This window comes from Enterobacter sp. AC1 (assembly GCF_050434705.1).
Classification (GTDB): Bacteria; Pseudomonadota; Gammaproteobacteria; order Enterobacterales; family Enterobacteriaceae; genus Enterobacter; species Enterobacter cloacae_L.
The window spans coordinates 365,426-390,705 of the sequence record NZ_JBNDIZ010000001.1 but is presented as its reverse complement, the minus strand read 5'-3'; the positions used below and the strand labels follow the sequence as shown (position 1 = coordinate 390,705).

The window sequence follows — 25,280 nt, the reverse complement described above, 5'->3', positions numbered from 1 at the left end:
AAGCAATCCGAACCATTAGCGTGCATAATCAGATAGGAAATATGATTGAAATTCATAAATAGAGGCAACCGCGATGCTAAAAGATAATTTCAACGACCTGCTCTCTTTTATGGTGGTTGCACGCGAGCGCAGCTTTACGCGCGCAGCGGCGCAGCTGGGCGTCTCGCAATCGGCCCTTAGCCATGCCATGCGCAAGCTGGAAGCGCGGTTAGACGTGCGCCTTTTAACCCGCACAACCCGCAGCGTGGTGCCCACCCAGGCGGGCGAGCAGCTCTTTACGCGCTTAAGCCCGCATTTGCGGGAGATAGAGCAGGAGCTTGCGGCGCTACGTAGCGCCCGCGACAAACCCGCAGGCGCTGTCCGCATCGTCGCCGGCGAGCACGCGATGGACGCCGTGCTCTGGCCGGTACTGAAGAGGTTTATGCTGCAGTATCCGGAGATTAACGTCGAGGTGACGGTCGATAACGGCATGACGGACATCGTGGACGGCCGCTTCGATGCGGGAGTACGCCTCGGTGAACAGGTGGCAAAAGATATGATTGCGGTGCGGATTGCTCCGGACATGCGCATGGCCGTCGTCGGCTCAGTGGATTATCTGGCACGCTTTGGCGTGCCGCATGAGCCGGAGCAGCTCGCTGACCACCGCTGCATCAACATGCGCCTGCCCACGCGTGGGGGACTGTATCACTGGGAATTTGAACGCGACGGGCGCGAGCGGCGCGTGCGGGTTGAGGGACAGCTTACGCTGAACAGCCTGTCGCAGCGCATCGACGCCGCTGAGAATGGTCTCGGATTAGCCTACGTGCCGGAAGCGTCAGTTCTGGCGGCGCTGAATGACGGGCGGTTAGTCAGCGTCCTTGAGCCGTGGTGCCCCACTTTTGAAGGGTACCACCTTTATTATCCCAGCCGTCGCCAGCACACTACCGCTTTCAGGTTACTGCTGGACGCCCTGCGGCAGTCATAAACTTTACCACCTGGTAATTATTAAGCGAATCTGATGATTAAATAATCAACCTCGCAACTGTTTTGTCTAAAAACGCACCATGATTCAGCGTGTTGCGATCGCCGTCTGCTCTGACCACACGATTTCCTTCGACGTGCATCACTTTCGGCACGGTTATATTTTGCGTCGCTTATGAATTGCAGGTAGGATGCCTCGCCATGTTTCGCCTTATCCATACGCAGAATGACTGGGAAGGCGACATGTGTTTGCGCAGAAGCAATCGTTTGTATTGCTTTCTGCCAGGCAGGACTATCACGATAATGGTTCAGACAGGCAAACAGGTAACTCAATGAAAACAAGCAATAAAAGCGCAGCCGATCATCATGCTGCTAAACGTCGCTGGTTAAACTCCCATGAAGAGGGCTACCACAAAGCGATGGGCAACCGTCAGGTTCAAATGATCGCCATCGGCGGCGCTATCGGAACGGGTCTGTTTTTAGGTGCAGGTGCACGTCTGCAGATGGCTGGCCCGGCTCTCGCCCTGGTCTATCTGGTGTGCGGGATCTTCTCTTTCTTCATTCTACGCGCGCTGGGCGAACTGGTACTCCATCGCCCTTCCAGTGGAAGCTTCGTCTCTTACGCCCGTGAATTCCTTGGTGAAAAAGCGGCCTACGTTGCGGGCTGGATGTATTTCGTTAACTGGGCAATGACCGGTATTGTCGATATCACTGCCGTTGCGCTGTATATGCACTACTGGGGCGCGTTTGGCGATGTGCCGCAGTGGGTCTTTGCGCTTGGCGCGCTGGCGATCGTTGGCACCATGAACATGATCGGCGTGAAGTGGTTCGCGGAGATGGAGTTCTGGTTTGCGCTGGTAAAAGTGCTGGCCATCGTGGTGTTCCTGGTCGTCGGTACCGTCTTCCTCGGCAGCGGTAAGCCGCTGGATGGCAATGCCACCGGCTTCCATCTTATAACCGATAACGGCGGCTTCTTCCCGCACGGTCTGCTGCCTGCGCTGGTGCTGGTTCAGGGCGTCGTGTTCGCCTTTGCCTCCATTGAGCTGGTGGGTACTGCGGCAGGTGAATGTAAAGATCCGCAGACGATGGTGCCAAAGGCCATCAACAGCGTGATCTGGCGTATCGGTCTGTTTTACGTGGGTTCCGTGGTGCTGCTGGTTCTGCTGCTGCCGTGGAACGCCTATCAGGCGGGTCAGAGCCCGTTCGTGACCTTCTTCTCTAAGCTTGGCGTGCCTTACGTTGGCAGCATCATGAACATCGTGGTGCTGACGGCGGCGCTCTCCAGCCTGAACTCCGGCCTTTACTCTACCGGTCGTATCCTGCGCTCCATGTCAATGGGCGGCTCTGCGCCGAAGTTCATGTCAAAAATGAGCAAGCAGCACGTGCCGTACGCCGGTATTCTGGCAACCCTGGTGGTCTACGTCTTCGGCGTGTTCCTGAACTACCTGGTCCCGTCTCAGGTCTTCGAAATCGTTCTGAACGTGGCCGCGCTGGGTATTATCGCGTCCTGGGCCTTTATCGTGGTCTGCCAGATGCGTCTGCGTAAAGCCATTAAAGAAGGGAAAGCGGCTGACGTTAGCTTTAAGCTGCCTGGCGCGCCGGTGACCTCCTGGCTCACCCTGCTCTTCCTGTTCAGCGTGCTGGTGCTGATGGCGTTCGACTACCCGAACGGCACCTATACCATTGCGACCATTCCGCTGCTGGCCGTGCTGCTGATTGCCGGCTGGTTTGGCGTGCGTAAACGCGTTCACGAAATTCACAGCACCGCGCCGGTTCATCCTGACGATGAAAAACACGACGCGCCGCTGGTTGAAGAAATCTCGCGTTAAGTATCCAGTAAGTATCAAAAAGGGAAGGCAAATGCCTTCCCTTTTTTATTTTACAGCGCAATACGAATCACATCGTCAGGCTGAGTGGCTTCTTGCTGGCGGGTAGATTTCTGTTTCACCGTCACGTACAGGGTATTGCCATCCGCTGAAAGCGCCAGGCTGTTCGGGTAGACCGGCGTGTCGAAGGTTTTAGTGACCTTATAGGATTTCGCGTCAATCACGCTCACCTTACCGGCTTCACGGTGCGTCACGTAGGCTTCGTTGCGGGCCGGGTTAAACAGGACGGCCAGCGATTCCGGCGCGGCGATTTTCTTGATTACGCTGCCGTCTTTCAGGCTCACCACCAGCACTTCCGGCTGTTTTGAATCGGTCAGGAACGCGCGCTGACCGGCGGCATCGAGGCTCAGATTCAGGTAGAAGTGCTCTTTCCCGTCATCCTGCACCTTTTTACGGCTGATAATTTTGTTGCTGGCCGTATCAATCGTCACCAGCTCGCCGTCCGCATTCGTGGTATAGAGACGTTTCGCCTGCACGTCCAGCGCCAGGCCAGTGCCGTACGTACCGGTGTTGGCAATGGTCTCTTTCAGCTTCAGCGTTGCGCCATCCACGACCCAAACCACGCTCTCTTTCCCCACGCCCGTGATGTAAACGGTGTGGGTGCGGTCGTCTGCCACCAGCTGACGCGGCTGCAGCGGTTTAACGGTGTCACTACGCTGACGTCCGTCCAGAACCACACGCCCTTTTACGTCGCCCGTTTTGGCGTCAATGGCCGTTACCTCGCCGTTGAGGGTGTTGCCGAACCACAGCGTCTGGCTCGCGCCGTCAAGGGTGGCGCCAAAGGGCTTGAGATCGCTATGAATGGCCTGCGTGACGTCCAGCGTGACCGGATCGAGACGATAGACAACGCCGCCCTTGTCGGTTTTACGGCTTTGCGCCGTTGCCACCCACAGCGCGTTCTCCTGCTGGCTCACCGCCATTTCATACGCCCCTTTGCCCACCGCTTTGCGCAGCACCTCTTCGGCGGCATGCGCCTGGAACGTTCCGGCAAACAGTAAAGCGGCAGACAGCAGCGACACGCTCAGACGCGGCGAGCACAGTTGACGTAAAGACATAACAATTCCTTTTCTGAAAAGAGGGTTTTCTGCTGACATCACTTCCGGCAGGCAACGTCGTGGCATTGCCTTTTGATAATGAGAATAGTAATCATTAATCAAACGAATGTGGAGTTTTTCTTTCCCGTTTCGCCTTTCATTAACGCAATGTGCGGTTATAGTTTTCAAAACATTTACAAAACATTTAACATGTACGGACATGTTCCATTTGGTTCGTTTATACACCACAACCGGTTTTATTCATGAAAATCATTTCTGCCCGTAAGGCTTCTCTCCCGCTGCTGCTGGTTCCCGTTGTTTTGGCGCCGCTTAGCGCAATGAGCGCGGAAGAACAAACCATGATCGTCAGCGCCACGCCGCAAACCGTATCGGAACTCGATACCCCGGCGGCGGTCAGCGTCGTTAATGGCGACGATATGCGCCAGGCCACACCTCGTATCAACCTGTCTGAGTCCCTCGGCAGCGTCCCGGGGCTGCAAATTCAGAACCGTCAGAACTATGCCCAGGATCTCCAGCTTTCGATGCGCGGGTTTGGCGCCCGCTCAACCTTCGGCGTGCGCGGTATCCGTATGTACGTCGACGGTATTCCTGCCACCATGCCGGACGGACAGGGCCAGACCTCCAACATCGATCTCTCCAGCGTGGAGAGCGTTGAAGTGCTGCGCGGCCCCTTCTCTGCCCTGTACGGCAACGCTTCTGGCGGCGTGATTAACATCAATACCCAGACCGGGCAGCAGCCGCCGACCATTGAAGCCAGCAGCTATTACGGCAGCTACGGGACCTGGCGCTACGGCATGAAAGCCACCGGCGCGATGGGTGATGGCACCCACGCGGGCGATGTGGATTACACCGTTTCCACCACCCGCTTCACCACCAAAGGGTTTCGCGACCACAGCGGCGCGCGGAAGAACCTTGCCAACGCTAAGCTGGGCGTGCGGATTGATGACGTCAGCAAGCTGACGCTTATCTTCAACAGCGTGGACATGAAGGCCAACGATCCGGGCGGGCTGAACTACCAGGAGTGGCGGGACAATCCGCGCCAGTCCCCGCGGGGCGATCAGTACAATACGCGTAAGACCATTAAGCAGACGCAGGCCGGCCTGCGCTACGACCGCCAGCTCAGCGCGCAGGACGACCTCAGCGTGATGATGTACGCCGGCGAGCGTGAAATGACGCAGTATCAGTCGATTCCCTATCAGCCGCAGCTCAAACCTTCCCACTCCGGCGGGGTGATTGATATGCAGCGCCACTATCAGGGCATCGATACCCGCTGGACGCACCGTGGCGAGCTGCTGGTGCCGGTCACCTTTACCACCGGCCTGAACTACGAAAACCTGAGCGAAGATCGTCGCGGGTACGAGAACTTCGTGATGAACAACGGCATGCCGGACTACGGCGTGAAGGGTGACAAGCGTCGTAACGAACGTAACCTGATGTGGAACGTCGATCCTTATCTGCAAACGAGCTGGCAGCTGACGCAGAAGCTGTCAGTGGATGCCGGGGTGCGCTACAGCTCGGTCTGGTTTGATTCCAACGACCATTACGTTACGCCGGGCAATGGCGATGACAGCGGCGACGCAAGCTATCACAAATGGCTCCCGGCCGGTTCCGTGAAGTATGCGGTGACGGACGCATGGAATCTTTACGCCGCCGCAGGGCGCGGATTCGAAACGCCAACCATCAACGAACTCTCCTATCGTGCCGATAATCAGGGTGGTCTGAACATTGGCCTGAAGCCATCCACCAACAACACCTATGAAGTGGGCAGCAAAACCCGCATCGGCAATGGCCTGCTGACCGCAGCCCTGTTCCGCACCGATACGGATGATGAGATCGTGGTGGATGCCAGCTCTGGCGGGCGTACCAGCTATAAAAATGCCGGTAAAACCCTTCGTCAGGGTGTGGAAGTCTCCCTCGACCAGCAGTTTGCTGAGAACTGGAAACTGAAGCTGGCGTGGACGTATCTGGACGCCACCTACCGCACCAACGTATGCGGCGACGCAGACTGCAACGGTAACCGTATGCCGGGCATCGCCCGCAACATGGGTTATGCCTCGTTTGGCTGGCAGCCTGAAGAAGGCTGGTACGCCGGTTCAGACGTGCGCTACATGAGCGATATCATGGCCGACGACGAGAACACGGCGAAAGCGCCGTCGTATACCGTGGTCGGGCTGAATACTGGGTATAAATTCAACTACGGCAGCTGGGGCATGGACGTCTTTGGTCGCGTCGATAATCTGTTCGATAAAGAGTATGCCGGCTCAGTTATTGTCAACGAATCCAACGGGCGTTATTACGAGCCTGCACCTGGCCGTAACTACGGTGTCGGCCTCTCGGTCTCTTATCGCTTCGAGTAATCAAAAAGAAAAGATTATTTTATTGATGAAATAACGCTCCTGATGGCAATAAGCCATCAGGAGTTATTCACCAGATAAATAATTAGATACGGTATATAGTCGCTCTGTTAAATAATCGCTTAGTTAAAATATTGTCGCTGTAAAAGAGAATTCGCTTCATCAATCACCTTATCAATCGCCTTCTGGCTGGCAACAACATCTCTTCGCTCAAGGGCGGAAAGGAGTTCGTCATAGTGATACGTCGATGCTTTAATGTCGTTAAGCTCCTGGTGAAGATAGTTCATACAGGGCCCGATACGCACCCAGAGCTGTTCAATTAACGCGTTAAGCGTGGGCATTTCCGCATACTGATAAAGCGTAAACCGGAAGACGCGGTTCGCATGCAGTGCCTGCTGAACGTTTCCGTTGCGCATGGCCTCATGGAATACCTCTGACATTTTGCGCAACGTCTCCAGCTTGCCGTCTGACATATTCTGGCATGCGGCAGCAACCGCCATCGGCTCAAGCTGTTTTCTGATGGCGTTTATCTCGTTATACCGCTCCAGCGACACCTCCGGAACCAGAAATGCCTGCGCCGGCGTGGCGTGTAACGCCCCTGATGACACCAGGCGCAAAAGCGCCTCGCGAACCGGTGTAATACTGGTACCTAATTTATCGGCGATCTCTTTCGTAATCAGTCGTGCCCCAGGTTTGAGTGAGCCTGTTATTAACGCTCCTTTCAAACTGAGTTCAACTTGCATGGTAAGACTGATCCTTTGGGCTTTTTCTAAGTGGTCCAAATCAAGCATGTTCAATTCCTGTAGCTAAAACTTAATGCTATTTTTAAACGCCAGTTTAAATAAAACGACGCTGGTCCGATATATCCTGTATCGTCATGCCTGGTGGTGGGAAGTACGTAAAAACAGCAAAAAAAGCAAACGTCATTTTTTTATCGGTTTCGGGCTCATCAGGGATGAAGGCGCGAAATGCCATGTCCATTAATTAAAGACAATATATCGTATCTTCACAAATAAATATGGCGGGAAACCCCGCCATAATGCTGTTTATTTATTGTCACCCGCGACGCGAATCACGACTTTGCCGAAGTTGCGCCCTTCAAGAAGGCCAATCAGCGCCTCAGGGGCGTTCTCCAGCCCGTCCGTGACCTGTTCACGATAGTGAATTTTGCCCTCCTGCACCCAGCGACCCATCTCTTCCTGGAACTCCTTAATGCGGTGCCCGTAGTCCTGTCCGATGATAAAGCCCTGCATACGAATACGTTTCTTCAGAATGGTCGCCATCAGGAGCGGCAGTCGATCCGGCCCTTCAGGCAGGCCCGTCGCATTGTAGCCACTCACCAGCCCACAAACCGGCACGCGGGCGGAGGTATTCAGTAGCGGCAGAACGGCATCAAAGACTTTTCCGCCGACGTTTTCATAATAAACGTCAATCCCTTTCGGGCAGGCGTGCTTCAGCTGTTCGGCAAAATCCGCGGCATGGTGGTCCAGGCACTGGTCAAACCCGAGGACCTCTACGGCATGGCGGCATTTTTCAGCACCACCGGCGACGCCGACCACCCGGCAACCTTTAATTTTGCCGATCTGCCCGACGGTCGCGCCCACCGGGCCCGTCGCCGCGGCAACCACCAGCGTTTCACCCGCTTTGGGTTGCCCGATATCCAGCAGCCCCATATAGGCGGTAAAGCCCGGCATGCCCAGAATACCCAGCGCCCAGGAAGGATGAGTCGGATTTTCGCCGAGCTTCACCAGGCCGCTGCCGTCTGAAAGTTCATACTCCTGCCAGCCGCTGTAGCCCAGCACCCAATCACCGGATTTGAAATCGGGGTGACGGGATTGCTCAACGCGGCTGACCGTCCCCCCTACCATCACCGCCCCCAACTCTACCGGAGGCGAATAGGATGGCGCATCGCTCATGCGGCCGCGCATGTACGGGTCCAGCGACAGCCAGACGGTACGGAGCAAAAGCTGCCCCTCAGCAGGCGCCGGAACAGGCTGCGTTTCCAGACGAAAATTTTCTGCGACCGGCGCGCCCTGTGGACGAGAGGCCAGTACCCAGCGGCGATTTTGCGAAACAGGTTGATTCATCGGGATCTCCTTCTGGTACAAATGTCATTACAGCCTGGCTCACGATTGGCGTTACCGCATTAGCATTACGAGCCAGACTGGTTAAGCCGTACAACCAGATAGATACAGGTTTCGTTCGTTTCATTGATGAACCGGCAGTCATTTGGCGGCCCCAGCTCCAGACAGTCTCCGGCGTGCATCTCGTGGCGCGTATCGCCCTCCTGAAACACCAGCTCGCCGGACTGCAGCCAGATAAGCTGACGCGCCAGCGCGTATGAAGATGCCGGCATCGGAACATCGCTGCCTGCAGGCAGTTCAACCTGAACAAGGTCGATGGGCAGATCGGTGCGGGGAGAAACGTGGCGGCGGAGATAGTGCGTCTGCGGGTCGCGCCAGACGGGCTGGTTTGCCAGGCGGAGCAGCTTGCCTTCCTGCATCTCGGCCCGGGCAATCAGCGTGGACATGCTGATGCCAAACGCCCCTGACAGGCGGGCAAGCAAGGTGGCCGTCGGGCTACTGTCCCCGCGCTCTATCTTATGGATCATGGCGCGGGAGACGCCTGCCCGGTCGGCAAGCTCGCTCAGGGACCATCCGCGAGACTCGCGCTCCAGGCGAATTCTTGCGCTAATCCGTTGATTCATCGTGTCTGTTATGGTGTTCATGACGTCATACTATAGTGTATGAACGGCATTTCAATGAGCTTTTGATAACAAAAAAATATGGCTTATGCCGTAGCGTTCGGGCTATACGGTTGTGTAATATCGTAGCAACAACGTAATACTATAGTGAACAACACACAGAGGTTTAATCATGATCGTTCGTCACGCCTGCAAAGAAGACTGCGCTGCGATAGGAGAGATCTACAACCACGCGGTGCTGCATACCGCCGCAATCTGGAACGATAAAACCGTCGATACCGATAACCGAATCGCCTGGTTTGAGGCGCGCACGCTCGCGGGTTACCCGGTTCTCGTAAGCGAAGAAGACGGCGTTATCACCGGCTACGCCTCTTTTGGCGACTGGCGCGCGTTTGACGGTTTTCGCCATACGGTTGAGCACTCGGTTTATGTCCACCCGGGGCATCAGGGCAAAGGCATTGGCCGCACGCTGATGAAGGCGTTGATAATTGAGGCTCGTCAGATCGGCAAACACGTCATGGTGGCGGGAATTGAAGCGCAGAACCACGCCTCGATTCATCTGCACGAAACGCTGGGATTTGTGACGACGGGACAGATGCCACAGGTGGGCACCAAGTTTGGCCGCTGGCTGGACTTAACCTTTATGCAGCTGCAGCTGGACGAGCGCAGCGACCCGGACGCCATCCCATGAATCAGTCACTGACGCTGGCGTTTCTGGTGGCGGCGGGCATTGGTCTGGTGGTGCAAAACACCTTAATGGTGCGAATCACCCAGTCCTCTTCCACCATACTTATCGCGATGCTGCTGAATTCCCTGGTGGGCATTGTGCTGTTTGTCAGCATTCTGCTGCTGAAACAGGGCGTCGCCGGGTTTAGCGAGCTGGCCGCAACGGTACGCTGGTGGACACTCATTCCGGGGCTGCTGGGGTCGTTCTTCGTGTTTGCCAGCATCAGCGGGTATCAGAACGTTGGCGCGGCGACGACTATCGCCGTGCTGGTAGCAAGCCAGCTCATCGGCGGGCTGGTGATGGACGTGCTGAGAAGCAACGGCATTCCGCTGCGCGCCCTGATAGGCCCGGTGTGCGGCGCGGTGATGCTGGTCGTCGGTGCCTGGCTGGTGGCGCGACGCCAGTTTTGAACGTTACAGAATGACGCCGCCTTTGGTGAGCTGTTCCTGGCGCGCCTCCATCTCTTCTTTATGCTGCTTCCCGTGGTGCGAAATCGCGGTACGCAGGCGCTGCTGCTGGACGTAGCGTTCATCGCGGCCCAGCACAGCGTCATCGCTCAGTTCAATCAGCAGTTCATTCATGTGGGTGATGACGCTCTCTTCAATCGCGGCATCGACGCGGGCGATAACTTCGCTTAAATGTGACATTGTCACTCCTTGAGAATTGCCGGGTGGCGGCTACGCCTTACCCGGCCTACAGAGGGAACCGTAGGCCCGGTAAGCGCAGCGCCACCGGGCACAAGATCAGTTCAGCTTCGCCTTCGAGAAGTCGCTGCCCATCAGGCTCACGCTGTATCCCGTCACGTTGCTGCGGGTCGCATAGAACGTTTTGCCGTTTGCCAGCGCAATCCACGGCGCCTGCTGGTAGAAAATCTCCTGCGCCTGGCCATAGAGTTTCGCCCGCTCGGCCGGGTTGCTGGTCAGCTTCGCTTTTTGCACCAGACCATCATACCCCTTATCGCACCAGCGCGCGGCGTTTGAACCGGTTTTGATGCTGTTGCAGCCCAGCAGCACATCGGCAAAGTTGTCCGGATCGCCGTTATCGGACATCCAGCCAAACAGCGCGGAATCATGTTCGCCTTTGCGCATTCCGGAGAGGTATTCACCCCACTCGTAGGAGACGATTTTGGCCTTCACGCCGACTTTGGCCCAGTCGCTCTGGATCATCTCAGCAATACGGCGCGAGTTAGGGTTATAAGGACGCTGAACCGGCATTGACCACAGCGTGACTTCCGCCCCCTTCTCCAGCCCGGCCTGCTTCAGCAGCGCTTTCGCTTTTTCAGGATCGTAGCTGTAGTCCTTCAGGTCTTTATTAAAGCCCAGCATGTTTGGCGGGATCGGCGATTTTGCCACCGTACCCGACCCCATAAATACCGCATTAACGATAGCCTTCTTGTCGGTCGCGTAGTTCAGCGCCTGACGCACCAGCACGTTATCAAACGGTTTTTTCTCGGTATTAAACGCCAGGTAGCCGACGTTCAGCGCATCGACGGCGTGCAGCGTCAGGTCCTTGTTGTTCTTGATAACATCGAACTGCACCGGGGACGGCGCAGGAACGATCTGGCACTCGTTGGTCTGCAGCTTCGCCAGCCGGGTTTCCACATTTGGCGTGATGGAAAAGATGAGGTGCTTCGTTGGAACCTCGCCGTCCCAGTAGTTCGGGTTAGCGACATAGCGGATCAGCGAATCCACCTTGTACTGCTGGAGGACATAAGGCCCGGTCCCAATCGGCCAGGTGTCCACGTTCTCCGGCGTGCCTTTTTTCAGCATCGCGTCGGCGTATTCAGCGGAAAGAATGGAGGCGAAATCCATCCCCCAGTCGGCAAGGAACGCGGCGTTGGGCTCGCTGAGGGTAAACTGAACGTGGTAATCGTCGACCTTTTTAACATCCTGGATCAGCTTATCCAGACCCACATCGTTGAAGTATTCGTAGTTGCCCTGCGACACGTTGTGGTACGGGTGCTTAGGGTCTTTCTGACGCATGACCGAGAAAATAACGTCATCGGCGTTAAAGTCGCGCGTGGGTTTGAAGTATTTATTGCTGTTGAACTTCACCCCTTTGCGCAGGGTGAAGGTATAGGTCTTGCCGTCCGGTGAAATCGTCCAGGACTCAGCCAGCGACGGAACCGGGGTATTTTTCACCGGGTCGAAATTGATCAGGCGGTTATACAGCACCTGAGAACTGGCCACAAAAGACGGACCAGAACTGGCAATTTGCGGGTTAAACGACTCGGGGGACGCTTCAGAACAGTAAATAAGGGTGTCGTTGTTTGCCGCCCATGCGGCACCGGCCGGTAATAAAGCGCTCAGCGCAAGGGCGAGCAGTGTTTTCCCTGTAGACATGGTTATAACCCTGACAGTTTTATTATATAGGACAGTAATAACAGCACAGGCGTTATGACCTGGCAAATAACGAAACACTATCAGGTTATTCTAAAGCCGCGTTTTTCGCTGGTTTTACAGCCAGCCCCCCAAAAGACGATTTGCCTTAAGTGCCATTATTCGTCAAGCACAACCGTCACTTTCTATGCCGCAAGAAATCGGCCCTTTTGGCGTCTCTTCCTCCGTTTGTTTGCGTCCTCGTTTCGTTAAAGTAACGGTGTGAAGAAGTATATGGGATCAAATCGTGGCAAAAACTCTTTTACGCAGCGGTAACCTGGATGATTTTCAGGCCGTTGGCGGCGGCGGACAAGCCGTTTTTGAATCAGCGTTACAAATCCGGGAAGCGCTCCGGTTGCGCAAACAACAGGCCATCGTCGACTGTCTGGCTATTCCTCAGGTCAACGACAGCGGCGACCGCGTGGACTGGTACTCCCCTGTTGAAGGGAGCGTGACCAGCTGGAAAGCGGCCGATGAAGATGACCGCTATCGCGCCCTCCGCTATCTGGAAAACACGCTTGCCAGCGTCGAATCGTTAAGCAAGAAATGCCTCCAGTCGCCCAAAACCGCGCAGCAGCTTTTTGGTTCTCTGCTGTCAAAGGCGTTCCAGTTTCCGGGGGAAAATTTCCTGTTCCTGGTGGACGGAAAGCCGGTTATCAGCTTCTGGGGATTTGTAAACCTGAACGAAAATGCGCGCGACGATGTCCTCGACTGCCTGCGTGAATCGCTGATCCCTGAGCCTGCGCCCGTTGTGATTGAAGATCCTGAACCCGAGCCAGAACCCGAACCGGTGATGACCTTTGAGCACGCTGATGAACCGCTGATCGCCCCTTCCACGGTGGTACGCATTACGCCGGAGGAGCTGTATGAGCCCGAGCCAGCTCCGGCTGTTGCGCAACCCGTACAGGAACCGGCCCCGGCAATTGTCGCGAAAAAGCGCCGTATCCCCCTGTGGACGCTGCCGGTTGCCGCCGTGATTGTTGCCGCCATCGCCGCGCCGCTGCTGTGGCCAAAACAGGCGCCTTCCGCCGAGCCCGCACCGGCACCTCAGCCCGTGGAGATTGCGCCAAAACCAATCAAGTCGGTTGAGCCGCTGGCCATGAACTTACCGCTGCATCAGGCTGAAGTCGTGGCGAGCAAAGAAAAAGAACCGGCTCCAGCTCCTGCGCCACAGCCCGCTCCGGTGGTGATTGTCGCCATCCCGAAAGATGCCATGGTAATGGAAGCGAACCAGGTAAAAGCGGGATCGACGCGTTTCCTGAACGGAACCTGGCGCGCCATCCTCGATGTGAAAGATCCGGTGACCGGCAAGCCGCCGTCGCTGCGCTATCAGATCCAGAACAATAAAGGCTTCGCCCGCGTTGTCCACGGTGACAACGTTGTCTGCCGCACGGAAGTGTTCTCCGGGCTGCACAGCAACGGCGAGCTGATGATTAAGAGTCGCGGTCATGCCCGCTGCACCGACGGTTCACGCTACCCGATGCCGGAGATAGCCTGTAAAGCCGGCGCCAGCGATATCGCAGAATGTCGCGCCCGTTATGACGCAAATACCGTCGTCCCACTGACGTTCAAGAAAGCAGGTGCCTGATCCTATGCTGGTAAATCTTTGCGACTATAAACAAAGCGTCACGCTTATCGCTAACAGCGGCGTTCAGTTCCTTGATTTTGGTCTGACGCCGCAGGACACCGCCAGCCACGGGCGCTTCGTACGTAAAACAGCGAACGGCCCGCTTTTGCGACTCGATTTCGACCTGGTCAACGGTCGCTACACCCTGCCGGGAACGAACGGCGGGCAGCCTGAAGTGGTTAAACCGGAAACCACCATCCCGCTGCATCAGTCGCTGGCGGTACTTGATGGCGTCTGGCTTCCGGTTCCGTTCCTGCGCTTCAACCCGCCGCGGACCTTTGTTGAAGGCCCGGATAACTGGGCCCGCGTTCAGGTGCGCGAGCTGGATACTCCCGACGCGGCTGGCAATACGCACCGCGTGACCCTTGCGCTTGACAGCCAGATTGCCGAACATGCCACGTCCGCCCTGTCCCCGGTCGAAAACGATATTCTGAACGGCACCCGCTTCGCGCTGGCCTGGCGAGACAATGAGGTTGAAAGCTTCCTCGACCAGACCTGGATTGACGGCTGGCTGCGCGAGGCCTTTACCCAGTATGCCGACAGCGTTGAGAACCGCCCGGAACGCGATCTCCAGCAGGCGATGCGCAGTTTTGAGTATCAGGCCCACTGGCTCAACGTGCTGACTATGCTCGGCGAGCAGCTCACCGTGCCGGAAGTGAAATTTGTGACCCATACGCTCAGCACGCCTGCCATTCCGGTCGACCTGATCCTCGACGTGGGCAATACCCACACCTGCGGCGTCATTATTGAAGACCACGGCGATGCGAACGATGGGCTGCGCCAGACCGCCGAGCTGCAGGTGCGCTCGTTAAGCGAACCGCAGTTCCTGAACGAGCCGCTGTTCACCAGCCGCCTCGAGTTTTCCGAAGCGCGTTTTGGCAAGCAGCACTTTTCGGTTGAAAGCGGTCGCGAAGATGCCTTTGTCTGGCCGTCGATTGTCCGCGTCGGCGATGAAGCCCGCAAGCTGGCGATGCAGCGTCTGGGTACCGAAGGCAACAGCGGCATCTCCAGCCCGCGCCGCTACCTGTGGGATGAAACGCCGGTGGTGCAGGACTGGCGCTTTAGCCAGATGAACAGCAAAACCCAGCGTGAGCCGCTTGCCACCGCGTTTCCGCTGATGAACCTGATGAACGATGACGGTGAACCGCTCTTCACGCTGCCGCAGGACGAGCGGCTGCCGGTCTTCTCGCCGCAGTACAGCCGCAGCACGCTGATGACGCACATGCTATGCGAACTGCTGGCTCAGGCGCTGGGGCAGATCAACAGCGTCGCCACGCGCCTGCGTCTGGGCTTCCCGGCGTCTCCACGCCAGCTGCGCACCCTGATCCTGACGCTGCCCTCCGCCATGCCCAAGCAGGAGCGTGAGATTTTCCGTCGCCGCATGTTCGAAGCCATCGCTATCGTCTGGAAAGCGATGGGCTGGCACCCGCAGGATGAGGATTTTGTCACCCGCAAACAGCAGGATAAGAGCGTGGTGCCGGTGCCTGAAATTCAGATGGAGTGGGATGAAGCCAGCTGCGGTCAGCTGGTCTGGCTGTATAACGAAGCGATCTCTCGTTTTGGCGGCCAGACGGAAGCCTTCTTCGCCTCCCTTGCCCGCCCGGACCGCGCCCCTGAGCCGGGTATTCAGCCGGGTCGCGCATTGCGCGTTGCCTCCATCGACATCGGCGGCGGCACAACGGATATGGCGATCACCCACTATCAGCTGGACGACGGCTCCGGGAATAACGTCAAAATTACCCCGCAGCTGCTGTTCCGCGAAGGCTTTAAGGTGGCGGGCGACGACACGCTTCTCGACGTGATCCAGCGCTACGTGCTGCCCGCCCTGCAAACGCAGCTGCAGAAATCCGGTATTGCGGACGCCTCGCTGCTGATGGCTTCACTGTTCGGCGACTCCGGGCGCATTGATACCCAGGCCGTACTCCGCCAGCAGACGGCACTGCAGCTCTTTATGCCGATTGGCCATGCCATTCTTGCCGCGTGGGAGTCGAGCGACGTTGACGATCCGCTGGCCGGCCTGCATGCCACCTTTGGCGATCTCCTGGCGCAGAAACCGACCCGCAACGTGATGAATTACCTGCAGCAGGCGATCGATCACGCCCTGCCTGCGGGTTCAGTTGCTTTTGACCTCTTCGCCGTGCCGCTGCACGTCAATTTCCGCGAAATGCAGGATGCAATGCTGGCCGGGCAATTTACGCTGGCCTCACCGCTCCACGCGGTGTGTGAGGCAATTTCGCATTACAGCTGCGATATTCTGCTGATCACCGGTCGCCCTGGCTGCCTGCCCGGCGTTCAGGCGCTCATTCGCCATCTGCAGCCGGTGCCGGTCAACCGCATCGTCTGGCTGGATAAATACCAGGTGCACGAGTGGTATCCGTTCAACCAGCAGGGGCGCATTGGCAACCCGAAATCGACGGCCGCCGTGGGGGCCATGCTCTGCAGCCTGGCGCTCGACCTGCGCCTGCCGCGCTTCAACTTTAAAGCCGCGGACATTGGTGCATATTCAACCGTGCGCTATCTGGGCGTGCTGGATAACACCGTCAACACCCTGCGCGAGGAAAACGTCTGGTATCAGGATATCGATCTCGATAAGCCGGGCGCGAAGCTCGACGCGCGTCTGCACTTCCCGCTGCGCGGTAACGTCACCCTCGGCTTCCGCCAGCTGGCGAACGCGCGCTGGCCCGCTACGCCGCTCTACACGCTCAGCATTAACTCGGCTGAACTGGCGAAAGCGATTGCCGGCGACGGCGTGCTGAACGTGCGCCTCAAGCTCTGCGGCGGCAGCAAGCAGGAGGGGCCGGAGGCCTTCGAGCTGAGCGATGCCTGGCTGCAGGACGGTACGCCGGTGGCACCTGACGCATTAACCTTCAAACTGAATACTCTGGCCGATCGCCGACACAGCGGCAGCCACTACTGGATCGACAGCGGGAGCGTATACCTGAAATGACAGCGACGACGACCACCACTCAGGCCTTAATCGGGTGGATTAACGAGACGCGGCTGAACGCCCCTGTGCTGGATAACGATGCCGACGCCCTGCTTGCCCGCATCAACGCGGCGCAGGCGCGGGAGCAGGCCATTGAACGCGCCATGACCCGCCAGAGCAGCATCGGGCTTTACGGCCATTCGCAGAGCGCGAAAGCGCACCTGCTGTTGTCTCTGTGCGGCAGCGGCAATGGACGCCTGAACGTGACGCCGGGCCAGCGCACCTTTGACTATTTTTCGCATATCAATCCGGGTCATGCCCTGACCAATATGGCCGTCCGCTTCACCCGGGAAACCCCGGCGGTATCCGATGAGGCGTTCCCGCTGCGCCTGAGTCTGGTCACCGAGGCCGAGCTGGTGCAGCTGTTTATTGCCCGCACGACGCTGCATCCGCAGATGCGCGCGGTGGATAAGGCGGTCATTGAGACGCGTCTGGAAAAATGGCGCGGCCTGCGCCAGCCGCAGGGCGTACCCGGCATCACGGCTCAGGAAGTGGGCGCGATTGCCCGCTTCTGGCAGAGCACGGTGCCCGCCGCCAAACAGCAAATTGACGATGCCCTGTGGCATGCGTTTGCCCAGCTGGTTCCTTCGCTCGATCTCAGCACCCGGGCCAGCGTCTGGTCGCTGCTGTGGGGCGAGCAGCAGGAGCTGACCCAGCAGTGGTTAAACCTGGCCCACGTGCTGCATCAGACCAGCCATGCCAGCGAGCTTGCCGCCCCGCTCAGCCTGCTGGTGGACAGCTTTGGTCTGCCGGGTGAAGGGTTCCTGACGCACGACGGCACGCCGGCCCTTCAGGATGCGCAGGAGACGCTGCTTCATCCGCTGAATAACGGTGAGATGCTCAACGCCATCAGCGTTCCCGTCGATGTGCTTGCCTTCCTGACCCGCGAGCTGGTGCTGCCGGTTGAGAACGGCGCGCTGGATAACGTCGATATTATTGATATCCCGGTTTTCGAAGATAACCGTGCCGACCCGCTGCGCCAGGCAAAATCCCAGTGGCTGCTCGAGCACTACCGTCAACAGCTGCAGCCGGATGTGCTGGTCATTTGCAATGCGACGGCGCACCACGAACAGACGGCCAAAAAAGCAAAAGTGTTGATGAACTGGGTCAAAGAGACGCAGCCCGCTGAAGACTCTGCCCTGCCGGGCCTGGTATGGGCCATTACCCCGCACGACGCTCGCTTTACCACCCGGCAGAATCTTGATGAAGCCGTACAGCATCTGCTCGGGAAACCGGGTTTACGCTGGGGCACGCTGCAGGCGCTGGACAGCCACAGCATGCAGCGCGTCATCGAGTGGCTGTCTCAGGCCACGCTGCCCGCGCAGCGACAAAAGCGTCTCAGCACGCTGAAAAACGCGCTGCGCCAGGAGCTCTCGTCGCTGATGCAAAGCTATCTGGCTCCGCTGGTTGAAGAGCCGGGTACCCGACGCGCTCAGGCAGAAAACATGGTGCGTACGCTGCAAAGCAGCGCCGCCCGCCACGGCGAGCTGCTTGATGGCCTGCTGCCGCCGCTAAAAGCCTTTGAAACGCTGCTGGCCGTTCAGCAGCCGCGCGAGGAGCAGGTTAACGGGCTGTTTACGGATAGCATTGACCTGTTTGCCGATAGCGCCCAGGAAAGCGCCGGACTGTTCCAGACAAAAGACAAAGCGCGTCTGGCGCACAGGGTGTGGATTAATCATCTGCGTCAGTGGAGCCGCAATGAGGCCACGGCCACCCGTCTTGGGCTGGAACCCGCGGTGTTACAGCAAATCGCGGATGTTCTGGTGGTCACCAGCTACCGGCTGGATCTGGCTCAGCAGCTTCAGCGTATTGTCGAAGCGGATAAAAGCAGCGCTGCGCAGCTGCATGCCGTAATGGGTAACTTCATTGGCTGGCTGGGTTACGACCAGACGCCAGCGGCGACGCGTCCGGCAAGCCGCATCCGCAAGGGTCAGGCAATCTTCATTACGCCAGTGGTCAGCAGCGCCGAGCCCCGCCTGACGCGCCTGGGGGAACAGCCCGTGCATGCGGCCACCGCGTACGTTTACGACTGGCTGGTTGCGCTCTATAGCCGCGCGATAGAGAACATTGATTACCAGCACCCGCATGATGTCCAGCCTGGCGCGCGTCAGGCCTTACACGCGTTATTGCGCTGAACGCTGATTAATCATGTAGCCGCCTTTCTTGCCGGGTGGCGCTGCGCTTACCCGGCCTACATTCTGATTTTTTGGCTCGCAGCACAGTCCGCTAGCGTCTGCGCCAGCGCAGAGGGGTTTTCCCACGACATTGAGTGCCCCGCCGCAGGGATGATTTTCACCGCAACGCCCTTCTGCTTCAGATTATCCACGTCGTCATCAGGCAGCGACAGCTCGCCGAAAATCAACGTCACCGGGCAAGTGAGTGACAGGAACTGCGCCTCCCATTCTGGCTCAACGCCCTCCACCAGGCTCGATGCACCGCGCCAGACGGCATAAGGGGCATTGCTCTGCAGGCACCCCGCCCACGCCGTGGTTTCTGCCCGCAGCATGGCGTCATAGCCCTGCTCCAGAAACTGTTGCTCGGTTTGTGCCGCAATAGACCGGCTGAACATGCCCCCGCCCGCGTGAAAATTAGGTTCTGACACCATCAGTCCCTTAACGCGGGTGCCCAGCAGCCCCGCCGTTTCGATAGCAATACTGCCGCCCATGCTGTGACCATAAAGCCATAAGGCATCAAGCTTGAGATGGTTAATCAGCTCCACGACGACGCGAGCCTGGTCAGTTGTTCGGTAGGAGTAGTGCAGAGGTTTGTCGCTGTAGCCGCTGCCGGGCAGATCGATGAGAATGGCTCTGCGTGCGCCAAAAAGAGGGTCACAAACGACACGGGGATATTCATAGGAAGCGGCGCAGCCCAGCCCGTGAATGAACACCACGGGATCGCCTGTGCCAGGCAAATCATGCCAGCGCACGGTGCAGCCGGCCTGCTGCGAGTAAAAGCTGTTCATAAGCACTCCTTTTATGACTCACTGTGTATTTATACAGTCATTACATCCGGAATGCTACGTTCATCTTTTAAAACGGGAAGCGTGCTTCAGAAAAGCGAGATCAGCAGCGCAACGGGAAAGCTCATTGGCCAGGTTGATCCCACCAGAAAAGCGCTGAGCAGGCGGATACGTTTGCGGTCTTTGGAGAGGAACCAGGTAATTAATGCGCAGATGGAAGCCATGATTGCGTAAAAAACCAACATCTTTTGATACAACGTCATTCTTGATACCAGAGCCGAAAAAATAACCGCACGCAATATGCGTCATATGTTGATACAGATCAAGTTTTTTCGTTACACAATAACCACTTAAATATTAAGGCTAATAACAACTGAGTATTCTGTGTAACAAGCCGGGAGAGTGAACAATAACCTTTATTGATAACATGTATATTAAATGCACTTTTTGATAAATTTTGAATTCTGAAAAGGCGTCTAATAAAGGCAGACATTCATGGGAGGCAATATGCTGCGCATTCCGCCGAGTTGTATTCATACCCGCTCCACCCCTTTCTGGAATAAAAACACCGCGCCTGCCGGGATCTTTCAGCGTCATCTCGACACGGGTACCCGTCCGGGCGTCTATCCTCGCCTGACCGTGGTGCAGGGTGCCGTGCGTTACTTAGGCTATGCCGATGAATTGACTCCCGAGCCTGACAGCACATTGATTATCAAGGCTGGCCACTTCGGCGTGTTTCCGCCTGAGAAATGGCATCACATCGAAGTGATGTCCGATGACACGCTGTTCAATATCGACTTTTTCGTCGAACCCGAGGTACTGAGGTCGCTTTAAGTGGCTTGCACTTACGAGGAAACCATTATGCTACGTATTCCTGAGAATTTTGTTCATACCCGCTCCACGCCATTCTGGAACAAAGACACGGCACCAAAAGCCCTTTTCACCCATCATAATACGAAAGCCAGCGTCTACGGCCGTTTGTCCGTGATGCAGGGCGCGGTGCGCTATTTTGGCTTCCCGGATGCAGACGCGACAGAACCGGATCTGGAGCTGGTGATCGAGGCCGGATCGTTTGGCATCTCACCGCCGCAAAAATGGCACCGCATTGAGTTATTGACCGACGATACCTATTTCAACATCGACTTTTTTGCCGACCCTGACGTTACGCTTCAGGGCGCAGGTATCGGAAAAGTGGTTAATACACATAAGGAGTAACAGCGTGGGTAAAGCAACGTACACCGTGACCGTCACCAACAACAGCAATGGCGTCTCGGTGGATTATGAAACAGACGCCCCAATGGAACTGCTCATCCCGGACGTCGCCGCAGACGTGGTGAAAGAGCTGGTGAATACCGTTCGCGCTTACGACACGGAAAATGAACACGAGGTTTGTGGCTGGTAAGAAAACGCCCGGCGGTACTGGCCGCCGGGCATGGTTCTTAATGTTTTATCATGACATGCCGGACAACCGTATAATCCTCGAGCCCGTACACCGACATATCCTTTCCGTAGCCGGACAATTTCATGCCGCCGTGCGGCATTTCGCTCACCAGCATAAAATGGGTATTCACCCAGGTGCAGCCGTACTGCAGGCGCGCGCTCAGACGATGGGCGCGGCCCACGTCTTTCGTCCAGACCGACGACGCCAGCCCGTACTGTGAATCGTTCGCCCAGGCCAGCACCTGCGCCTCGTCGTCAAACTCGGTGACGCTCACCACCGGGCCAAACACCTCGCGCTGAACGATGGTATCGTCCTGTTTTGCCCCCGCCATCAGGGTTGGCTGGAAGTAATAGCCCGCCCCCTCTTTTTTACTCCCGCCCGTGACGACGCGGATATGGCCGAGCGCTTTTGCCTCGTCGACAGCCTGACAGACGCGCGAAAGATGGGCCGCCGAGCTGAGCGGTCCCAGTTCGGTATCCCCATCCTCAGGGGCGCCCATTTTGAGGCTGGCTACCGCTGCGCCCAGTTTTTCCACAAGCGCAGCATAAATGCCCTTCTGGGCATAAATGCGGCAGGCCGCCGTACAGTCCTGCCCGGCATTGTAGAAACCAAACGTCCGCACGCCTTCGACAACCGCATCCAGGTCGGCATCATCAAACACGATAACCGGCGCTTTTCCGCCCAGCTCCATGTGGGTGCGTTTGATGGAGGACGCCGTATGGCCGATGATATGTTCCCCGGTCGCAATCGAACCGGTCAGCGAGACCATACGGACCTTTTCATGCCCGGTCAGCGGATCGCCTACCGTCTTGCCCCGTCCGAACAGCACGTTCAGCACGCCCGCCGGGAAGATATCCTTTGCCAGCTCCGCCAGCTTCAGCGCCGTCAGCGGCGTAATTTCGGAGGGTTTGATCACCACGCAGTTACCGGCGGCCAGCGCGGGTGCGAGCTTCCACGCGGCCATCATCAGCGGGTAGTTCCACGGCGCGATAGAGGCAACCACGCCCACCGGGTCACGGCGGATCATCGACGTGTGGCCCTCAAGATACTCTCCGGCGGCCAGCCCGTTCAGGCAGCGGGCCGCCCCGGCAAAGAAGCGGAAAACGTCGACCACCGCCGGAATTTCGTCCCCGAGGGCGCAGTGCAGCGGCTTGCCGCAGTTGAGAGACTCAAGCCGGGCAAACTCTTCACCCTGCGCCTCGATGGCGTCAGCCAGCTTCAGCAGGCACTCAGCGCGCGCTTTGGGCGTGGTCTGCCCCCAGTCGGTAAAAGCCTGGTCAGCGGCCTCTACCGCCGCGTTGACCTGGGCCAGCGAGGCTTCAGCAATTTCCAGCAGTACCTCTCCGGTGGCCGGATTATAAACCGGCTGTTTCTCGCCTTCTCCGGCAACCAGTTCACCCTTAATCAGCAGATGTGTTTGCATAGCATTGTCCTGTTGAAATGAATGTTATTTCCCGCTGCCGGCAATGTTCTCGCCGTCGCGGGTTAGCCACCAGGCTCCCAGAATGGGGATGGTTGTCACCAGCATCACCAGCAGTGCAACGACGTTAGTAACCGGCACGTCGCGCGGACGCCCGAGCTGGTTAAGCAGCCACAGCGGTAACGTGCGCTCGTGTCCCGCCGTGAACGTTGTGACGATTATCTCGTCAAACGACAGGGCAAACGCCAGCATTCCCCCGGCCAGCAGCGCTGAACCCAGATTGGGCAGCACGACATAGCGGAAGGTTTGCCACCCGTCGGCCCCGAGATCCATCGACGCTTCCACCAGGCTCCAGGAGGTGCGTCTGAACCGGGCAATTACGTTGTTAAACACCACCACCACGCAAAATGTGGCGTGTCCCACCACGATGGTGAAAAAGCCCGGCTCAAGGTTGATGGTTTTGAATGCGGTCAGCAGCGCCAGGCCGGTAATGATCCCCGGTAACGCAATCGGCAACAGCAGCAGCAGTGAGATCGCATTCTTGCCAAAAAACTCGCTTCGCCACAGCGCTGCTGCAGCAAGCGTGCCAAGCACAAGGGCTATCGCGGTGGACAGCGCGGCAATTTGAAGTGACAACGTCACGGACTCGATAATGTCCCCACGCCCCGCCGCCACGCTAAACCACTTCAGCGTTAGCCCCTGCGGCGGAAAGCTGAAGGCGGCATCTTCGGTATTAAAAGCATAGGTTGCGATAATCAGCAGCGGGAAGTGCAGGAAGATAACCCCTCCCCACGCTGCCACTTTCAGGAACAGCGGTGCGCGTTCAGAGTGCATCGAATGCTCCCAGGCGCTTCACGAACGCCAGATAGAGAGAAATCAGCACGATGGGAACCAGCGTGAACGCGGCGGCCATCGGCATATTGCCGATAGCCCCCTGCTGGGAATAGACCATATTGCCGATGAAATAGCCCGGCGGCCCCACCAGCTGGGGAACAATGAAATCCCCCAGCGTCAGGGAAAAGGTGAATATCGAGCCCGCCGCAATGCCCGGGATCGCCAGCGGCAGAACGACGTAGCGAAAGGTCTGGCGGGGACGCGCGCCGAGGTCGGCTGAGGCCTGCAGTAAAGAAGCCGGCAGGCGTTCCAGCGCCGCCTGGACGGGCAGGATCATAAACGGCAGCCAGATGTAGACGAAGACCAAAAACCGTCCCAGCCCGGAGGTGGACAAGGTGTTGCCGCCGATCGCCGGGAGCGTAAGGAGCGAGGTCAGGATCGGCTCCAGTCCCATGTTGCTGAGAAACCATTGCGCCACGCCGTCCTTCGCCAGCAGCAGCGTCCAGGCGTAGGCTTTGACGATGTAGCTCGCCCACATCGGCAGCATCACGGCGATATAGAAGAACGCTTTCCATTTGCCGCGAGTGTATCGCGCCATGTACCAGGCCATCGGGAACGCCAGGATGGCGCTGGCGATGGTCACCGCCATCGCCATGGTTAACGTGCGTACAATGATGTCGTAGTTAGCCGGGTTAAAGAGCGCCTGAATGTTCGCCAGGGTCAGGTCCGGCGTGACCGCCATGGTGAAATCGTCAAAAGTGTAAAACCCCTGCCACAGCAGGGTCAGCAGCGATCCTAAATAGACGATGCCGAACCACATCAGCGGTGCAAGCAGAAGCAGGAACAGCCCGAGCGACGGCCTACGCCAGAACAGTGCCGTCATGCGGCTCAGGCGGCTGCGGGAGGCGGGAGGATGCGCAACGCTCATATCCATTTCACCTCTCCTCGTGAAGGCGGATCATCGCCTCGCGCGACCATGACGCCATAACGACCTGCCCCGGCGCAACGCCGTTCAGCGGCGAGGCGTCACTGAGGTTGGCCTGGCTCACCAGCAGTTTTACGCCATCGTCGAGTTTCAGCTCCAGACGCGTGGCGGCGCCCTGGTACTGAACGGCCTGCACGCATCCCTGAACCTGAACGTCACCGCTCTCGTTAAGGCGAATATGTTCCGGGCGCAGCGAATAAGCGCCCTCCATGCCGCACAGTTTCTGCGCAAGGGCCGCGTCAAAAACGTTGGACGTGCCAACAAAACCGGCGACAAACGGCGTGCGCGGCCGCATGTAGAGATCGCGCGGGGTATCTACCTGCTCGATGCGCCCGTTATTGAACACCGCCACCCGGTCGGACATGGAGAGAGCTTCCCCCTGGTCGTGGGTGACGAAAATAAAGGTGATGCCGAGTTCCTGCTGAAGTTTCTTCAGCTCGAACTGCATCTGCTCACGCAGTTTGAGATCGAGCGCCCCTAAGGGCTCGTCCAGCAGGAGCACGCGCGGCTCATTGACCAGCGCCCGGGCGATGGCGACGCGCTGGCGCTGGCCGCCGGAAAGTTGCGACGGTTTGCGGGCAACGGCAAAGCTCAGGCCCACTTTTTCCAGGGCGTCACGGGCCTGCGCATGGCGCTTTTTCTTATCAATGCCTTTTACCATCAGCCCGTAGGCGACGTTATCGAGGATCGACATATGCGGGAACAGCGCGTAGTCCTGGAACACGGTGTTCACGTCCCGCTCCCAGGGAGGCAGTTCGCTCGCCTCTTTGCCGAAGATAGAAATCGCGCCGCCCGACAGCTGTTCAAAACCGGCGATCAGGCGCAGGCAGGTGGTTTTGCCGGAGCCCGAAGGCCCCAGCATGGAGAAAAATTCTCCGTCACGGATCGCAATGGTGACCCCGTCCACCGCCCGCACGTCGCCGTACAGGCGGGAAACATTATTAAACTCTACCGCGTACGTCAT

Annotated in this window: 23 protein-coding genes; 11 read left to right on the top strand and 12 right to left on the bottom strand. The window is 57.7% G+C overall.

Annotated features, from left to right (window positions below; genetic code table 11):
- The first annotated feature begins 73 nt into the window (after positions 1–73).
- Positions 74–964 carry a LysR family transcriptional regulator gene (locus tag M2433_RS01855; RefSeq protein WP_429052451.1) on the top strand — a complete coding sequence of 297 codons (891 nt, stop codon included), beginning with the start codon at positions 74–76 and terminating at the stop codon, positions 962–964.
- A 328-nt stretch (positions 965–1,292) separates the two neighbouring features.
- Entirely contained in the window at positions 1,293–2,789 is a 1,497-nt protein-coding gene (gene ansP, locus M2433_RS01850) for an L-asparagine permease (RefSeq protein ID WP_429052450.1), read from the top strand.
- A gap of 50 nt (positions 2,790–2,839) precedes the next feature.
- On the opposite strand, the gene M2433_RS01845 is transcribed toward ansP, so the two are convergent.
- Positions 2,840–3,901, bottom strand: a complete 1,062-nt coding sequence (locus M2433_RS01845) for a YncE family protein (protein WP_429052449.1) — start codon at positions 3,899–3,901, stop codon at positions 2,840–2,842.
- A gap of 242 nt (positions 3,902–4,143) precedes the next feature.
- Here M2433_RS01845 and pqqU point away from each other — a divergent pair, with 242 nt between their 5' ends.
- Positions 4,144–6,258, top strand: a complete 2,115-nt coding sequence (gene pqqU / locus M2433_RS01840) for a TonB-dependent receptor PqqU (RefSeq protein ID WP_429052448.1) — start codon at positions 4,144–4,146, stop codon at positions 6,256–6,258.
- Between the two features lie 119 nt (positions 6,259–6,377).
- On the opposite strand, the gene M2433_RS01835 is transcribed toward pqqU, so the two are convergent.
- From M2433_RS01835 to M2433_RS01825, 3 genes are all read right to left on the bottom strand, one after another.
- Positions 6,378–7,046, bottom strand: coding sequence for a GntR family transcriptional regulator (locus tag M2433_RS01835; protein WP_429052446.1), 669 nt, complete (start codon positions 7,044–7,046; stop codon positions 6,378–6,380).
- A gap of 255 nt (positions 7,047–7,301) precedes the next feature.
- Positions 7,302–8,342, bottom strand: coding sequence for an NADP-dependent oxidoreductase (locus tag M2433_RS01830; RefSeq protein WP_429052444.1), 1,041 nt, complete (start codon positions 8,340–8,342; stop codon positions 7,302–7,304).
- A 65-nt stretch (positions 8,343–8,407) separates the two neighbouring features.
- The gene (locus M2433_RS01825; RefSeq protein WP_008501301.1) at positions 8,408–8,983 is read right to left on the bottom strand and encodes a helix-turn-helix domain-containing protein; all 576 of its coding nucleotides are present in this window, start codon (positions 8,981–8,983) and stop codon (positions 8,408–8,410) included.
- A gap of 148 nt (positions 8,984–9,131) precedes the next feature.
- Here M2433_RS01825 and M2433_RS01820 point away from each other — a divergent pair, with 148 nt between their 5' ends.
- Both M2433_RS01820 and M2433_RS01815 read left to right on the top strand, forming a co-directional pair.
- Entirely contained in the window at positions 9,132–9,650 is a 519-nt protein-coding gene (locus tag M2433_RS01820) for a GNAT family N-acetyltransferase (protein ID WP_047348350.1), read from the top strand.
- Positions 9,647–10,096 carry a DMT family transporter gene (locus M2433_RS01815; RefSeq protein WP_032656841.1) on the top strand — a complete coding sequence of 150 codons (450 nt, stop codon included), beginning with the start codon at positions 9,647–9,649 and terminating at the stop codon, positions 10,094–10,096. The genes M2433_RS01820 and M2433_RS01815 overlap by 4 nt, the downstream gene beginning before the upstream one ends.
- A 3-nt stretch (positions 10,097–10,099) precedes the next feature.
- Here the strand turns inward: M2433_RS01815 and M2433_RS01810 are convergent, their stop codons facing one another.
- Positions 10,100–10,333 (bottom strand): YdcY family protein, encoded by a 234-nt coding sequence (locus M2433_RS01810; RefSeq protein WP_429052440.1) that lies wholly within the window; start codon positions 10,331–10,333, stop codon positions 10,100–10,102.
- A gap of 96 nt (positions 10,334–10,429) precedes the next feature.
- Positions 10,430–12,028, bottom strand: coding sequence for an ABC transporter substrate-binding protein (locus M2433_RS01805; protein WP_429052439.1), 1,599 nt, complete (start codon positions 12,026–12,028; stop codon positions 10,430–10,432).
- Positions 12,029–12,311: 283 nt separating this feature from the next.
- On the opposite strand from M2433_RS01805, the gene M2433_RS01800 reads away from it, so the two are divergent.
- From M2433_RS01800 to M2433_RS01790, 3 genes are read left to right on the top strand one after another with little or no spacing between them, the layout of a single operon-like run.
- Positions 12,312–13,652 carry an SrfA family protein gene (locus M2433_RS01800; protein WP_429052436.1) on the top strand — a complete coding sequence of 447 codons (1,341 nt, stop codon included), beginning with the start codon at positions 12,312–12,314 and terminating at the stop codon, positions 13,650–13,652.
- 4 nt (positions 13,653–13,656) lie between these two features.
- Positions 13,657–16,638, top strand: coding sequence for a virulence factor SrfB (locus M2433_RS01795; RefSeq protein ID WP_429052434.1), 2,982 nt, complete (start codon positions 13,657–13,659; stop codon positions 16,636–16,638).
- On the top strand, positions 16,635–18,812 hold the full coding sequence (locus M2433_RS01790; RefSeq protein ID WP_063956548.1) for a virulence factor SrfC family protein: 2,178 nt from the start codon (positions 16,635–16,637) through the stop codon (positions 18,810–18,812). The genes M2433_RS01795 and M2433_RS01790 overlap by 4 nt, the downstream gene beginning before the upstream one ends.
- Before the next feature lie 56 nt (positions 18,813–18,868).
- Here M2433_RS01790 and M2433_RS01785 read toward each other — a convergent pair whose 3' ends face one another.
- Entirely contained in the window at positions 18,869–19,639 is a 771-nt protein-coding gene (locus M2433_RS01785) for an alpha/beta fold hydrolase (RefSeq protein ID WP_063956551.1), read from the bottom strand.
- Positions 19,640–19,725: 86 nt separating this feature from the next.
- The gene (locus M2433_RS01780; protein ID WP_003856960.1) at positions 19,726–19,899 is read right to left on the bottom strand and encodes a GhoT/OrtT family toxin; all 174 of its coding nucleotides are present in this window, start codon (positions 19,897–19,899) and stop codon (positions 19,726–19,728) included.
- A 244-nt stretch (positions 19,900–20,143) separates the two neighbouring features.
- Here M2433_RS01780 and M2433_RS01775 point away from each other — a divergent pair, with 244 nt between their 5' ends.
- The 3 genes from M2433_RS01775 to M2433_RS01765 are packed head-to-tail and all read left to right on the top strand — an operon-like array spanning position 20,144 to position 21,038.
- The gene (locus tag M2433_RS01775) at positions 20,144–20,470 is read left to right on the top strand and encodes a DUF1971 domain-containing protein (RefSeq protein WP_063428399.1); all 327 of its coding nucleotides are present in this window, start codon (positions 20,144–20,146) and stop codon (positions 20,468–20,470) included.
- A gap of 27 nt (positions 20,471–20,497) precedes the next feature.
- A complete protein-coding gene (locus M2433_RS01770; protein ID WP_063428347.1) occupies positions 20,498–20,851 on the top strand; it encodes a DUF1971 domain-containing protein in 354 nt (117 codons plus the stop codon).
- A 4-nt stretch (positions 20,852–20,855) separates the two neighbouring features.
- Positions 20,856–21,038 (top strand): DUF1869 domain-containing protein, encoded by a 183-nt coding sequence (locus tag M2433_RS01765; RefSeq protein ID WP_159339355.1) that lies wholly within the window; start codon positions 20,856–20,858, stop codon positions 21,036–21,038.
- A 37-nt stretch (positions 21,039–21,075) separates the two neighbouring features.
- Here the strand turns inward: M2433_RS01765 and patD are convergent, their stop codons facing one another.
- Genes patD through M2433_RS01745 form a run of 4 tightly spaced genes read right to left on the bottom strand, consistent with a single transcriptional unit; the run spans position 21,076 to position 25,280 of the window.
- Positions 21,076–22,500, bottom strand: coding sequence for an aminobutyraldehyde dehydrogenase (gene patD / locus M2433_RS01760; protein ID WP_429052430.1), 1,425 nt, complete (start codon positions 22,498–22,500; stop codon positions 21,076–21,078).
- Positions 22,501–22,524: 24 nt separating this feature from the next.
- Complete coding sequence (locus M2433_RS01755; protein ID WP_008501291.1) at positions 22,525–23,331, bottom strand: ABC transporter permease; 807 nt, start codon at positions 23,329–23,331, stop codon at positions 22,525–22,527.
- The gene (locus M2433_RS01750; protein ID WP_429053098.1) at positions 23,321–24,259 is read right to left on the bottom strand and encodes an ABC transporter permease; all 939 of its coding nucleotides are present in this window, start codon (positions 24,257–24,259) and stop codon (positions 23,321–23,323) included. Before M2433_RS01750 ends, M2433_RS01755 begins: the two co-directional genes overlap by 11 nt.
- Before the next feature lie 7 nt (positions 24,260–24,266).
- A complete protein-coding gene (locus tag M2433_RS01745; protein WP_429052428.1) occupies positions 24,267–25,280 on the bottom strand; it encodes an ABC transporter ATP-binding protein in 1,014 nt (337 codons plus the stop codon).

Bases quoted from the DNA above. Each gene is read 5' to 3' on its own strand.
- M2433_RS01855 (WP_429052451.1), top strand. From the start codon at position 74: ATGCTAAAAGATAATTTCAACGACCTGCTCTCTTTTATGGTGGTTGCA.
- ansP (WP_429052450.1), top strand. From the start codon at position 1,293: ATGAAAACAAGCAATAAAAGCGCAGCCGATCATCATGCTGCTAAACGT.
- M2433_RS01845 (WP_429052449.1), bottom strand. From the start codon at position 3,901: ATGTCTTTACGTCAACTGTGCTCGCCGCGTCTGAGCGTGTCGCTGCTG.
- pqqU (WP_429052448.1), top strand. From the start codon at position 4,144: ATGAAAATCATTTCTGCCCGTAAGGCTTCTCTCCCGCTGCTGCTGGTT.
- M2433_RS01835 (WP_429052446.1), bottom strand. From the start codon at position 7,046: ATGCTTGATTTGGACCACTTAGAAAAAGCCCAAAGGATCAGTCTTACC.
- M2433_RS01830 (WP_429052444.1), bottom strand. From the start codon at position 8,342: ATGAATCAACCTGTTTCGCAAAATCGCCGCTGGGTACTGGCCTCTCGT.
- M2433_RS01825 (WP_008501301.1), bottom strand. From the start codon at position 8,983: ATGAACACCATAACAGACACGATGAATCAACGGATTAGCGCAAGAATT.
- M2433_RS01820 (WP_047348350.1), top strand. From the start codon at position 9,132: ATGATCGTTCGTCACGCCTGCAAAGAAGACTGCGCTGCGATAGGAGAG.
- M2433_RS01815 (WP_032656841.1), top strand. From the start codon at position 9,647: ATGAATCAGTCACTGACGCTGGCGTTTCTGGTGGCGGCGGGCATTGGT.
- M2433_RS01810 (WP_429052440.1), bottom strand. From the start codon at position 10,333: ATGTCACATTTAAGCGAAGTTATCGCCCGCGTCGATGCCGCGATTGAA.
- M2433_RS01805 (WP_429052439.1), bottom strand. From the start codon at position 12,028: ATGTCTACAGGGAAAACACTGCTCGCCCTTGCGCTGAGCGCTTTATTA.
- M2433_RS01795 (WP_429052434.1), top strand. From the start codon at position 13,657: ATGCTGGTAAATCTTTGCGACTATAAACAAAGCGTCACGCTTATCGCT.
- M2433_RS01790 (WP_063956548.1), top strand. From the start codon at position 16,635: ATGACAGCGACGACGACCACCACTCAGGCCTTAATCGGGTGGATTAAC.
- M2433_RS01785 (WP_063956551.1), bottom strand. From the start codon at position 19,639: ATGAACAGCTTTTACTCGCAGCAGGCCGGCTGCACCGTGCGCTGGCAT.
- M2433_RS01780 (WP_003856960.1), bottom strand. From the start codon at position 19,899: ATGACGTTGTATCAAAAGATGTTGGTTTTTTACGCAATCATGGCTTCC.
- M2433_RS01775 (WP_063428399.1), top strand. From the start codon at position 20,144: ATGCTGCGCATTCCGCCGAGTTGTATTCATACCCGCTCCACCCCTTTC.
- M2433_RS01770 (WP_063428347.1), top strand. From the start codon at position 20,498: ATGCTACGTATTCCTGAGAATTTTGTTCATACCCGCTCCACGCCATTC.
- patD (WP_429052430.1), bottom strand. From the start codon at position 22,500: ATGCAAACACATCTGCTGATTAAGGGTGAACTGGTTGCCGGAGAAGGC.
- M2433_RS01755 (WP_008501291.1), bottom strand. From the start codon at position 23,331: ATGCACTCTGAACGCGCACCGCTGTTCCTGAAAGTGGCAGCGTGGGGA.
- M2433_RS01750 (WP_429053098.1), bottom strand. From the start codon at position 24,259: ATGAGCGTTGCGCATCCTCCCGCCTCCCGCAGCCGCCTGAGCCGCATG.
- M2433_RS01745 (WP_429052428.1), bottom strand. From the start codon at position 25,280: ATGACGTACGCGGTAGAGTTTAATAATGTTTCCCGCCTGTACGGCGAC.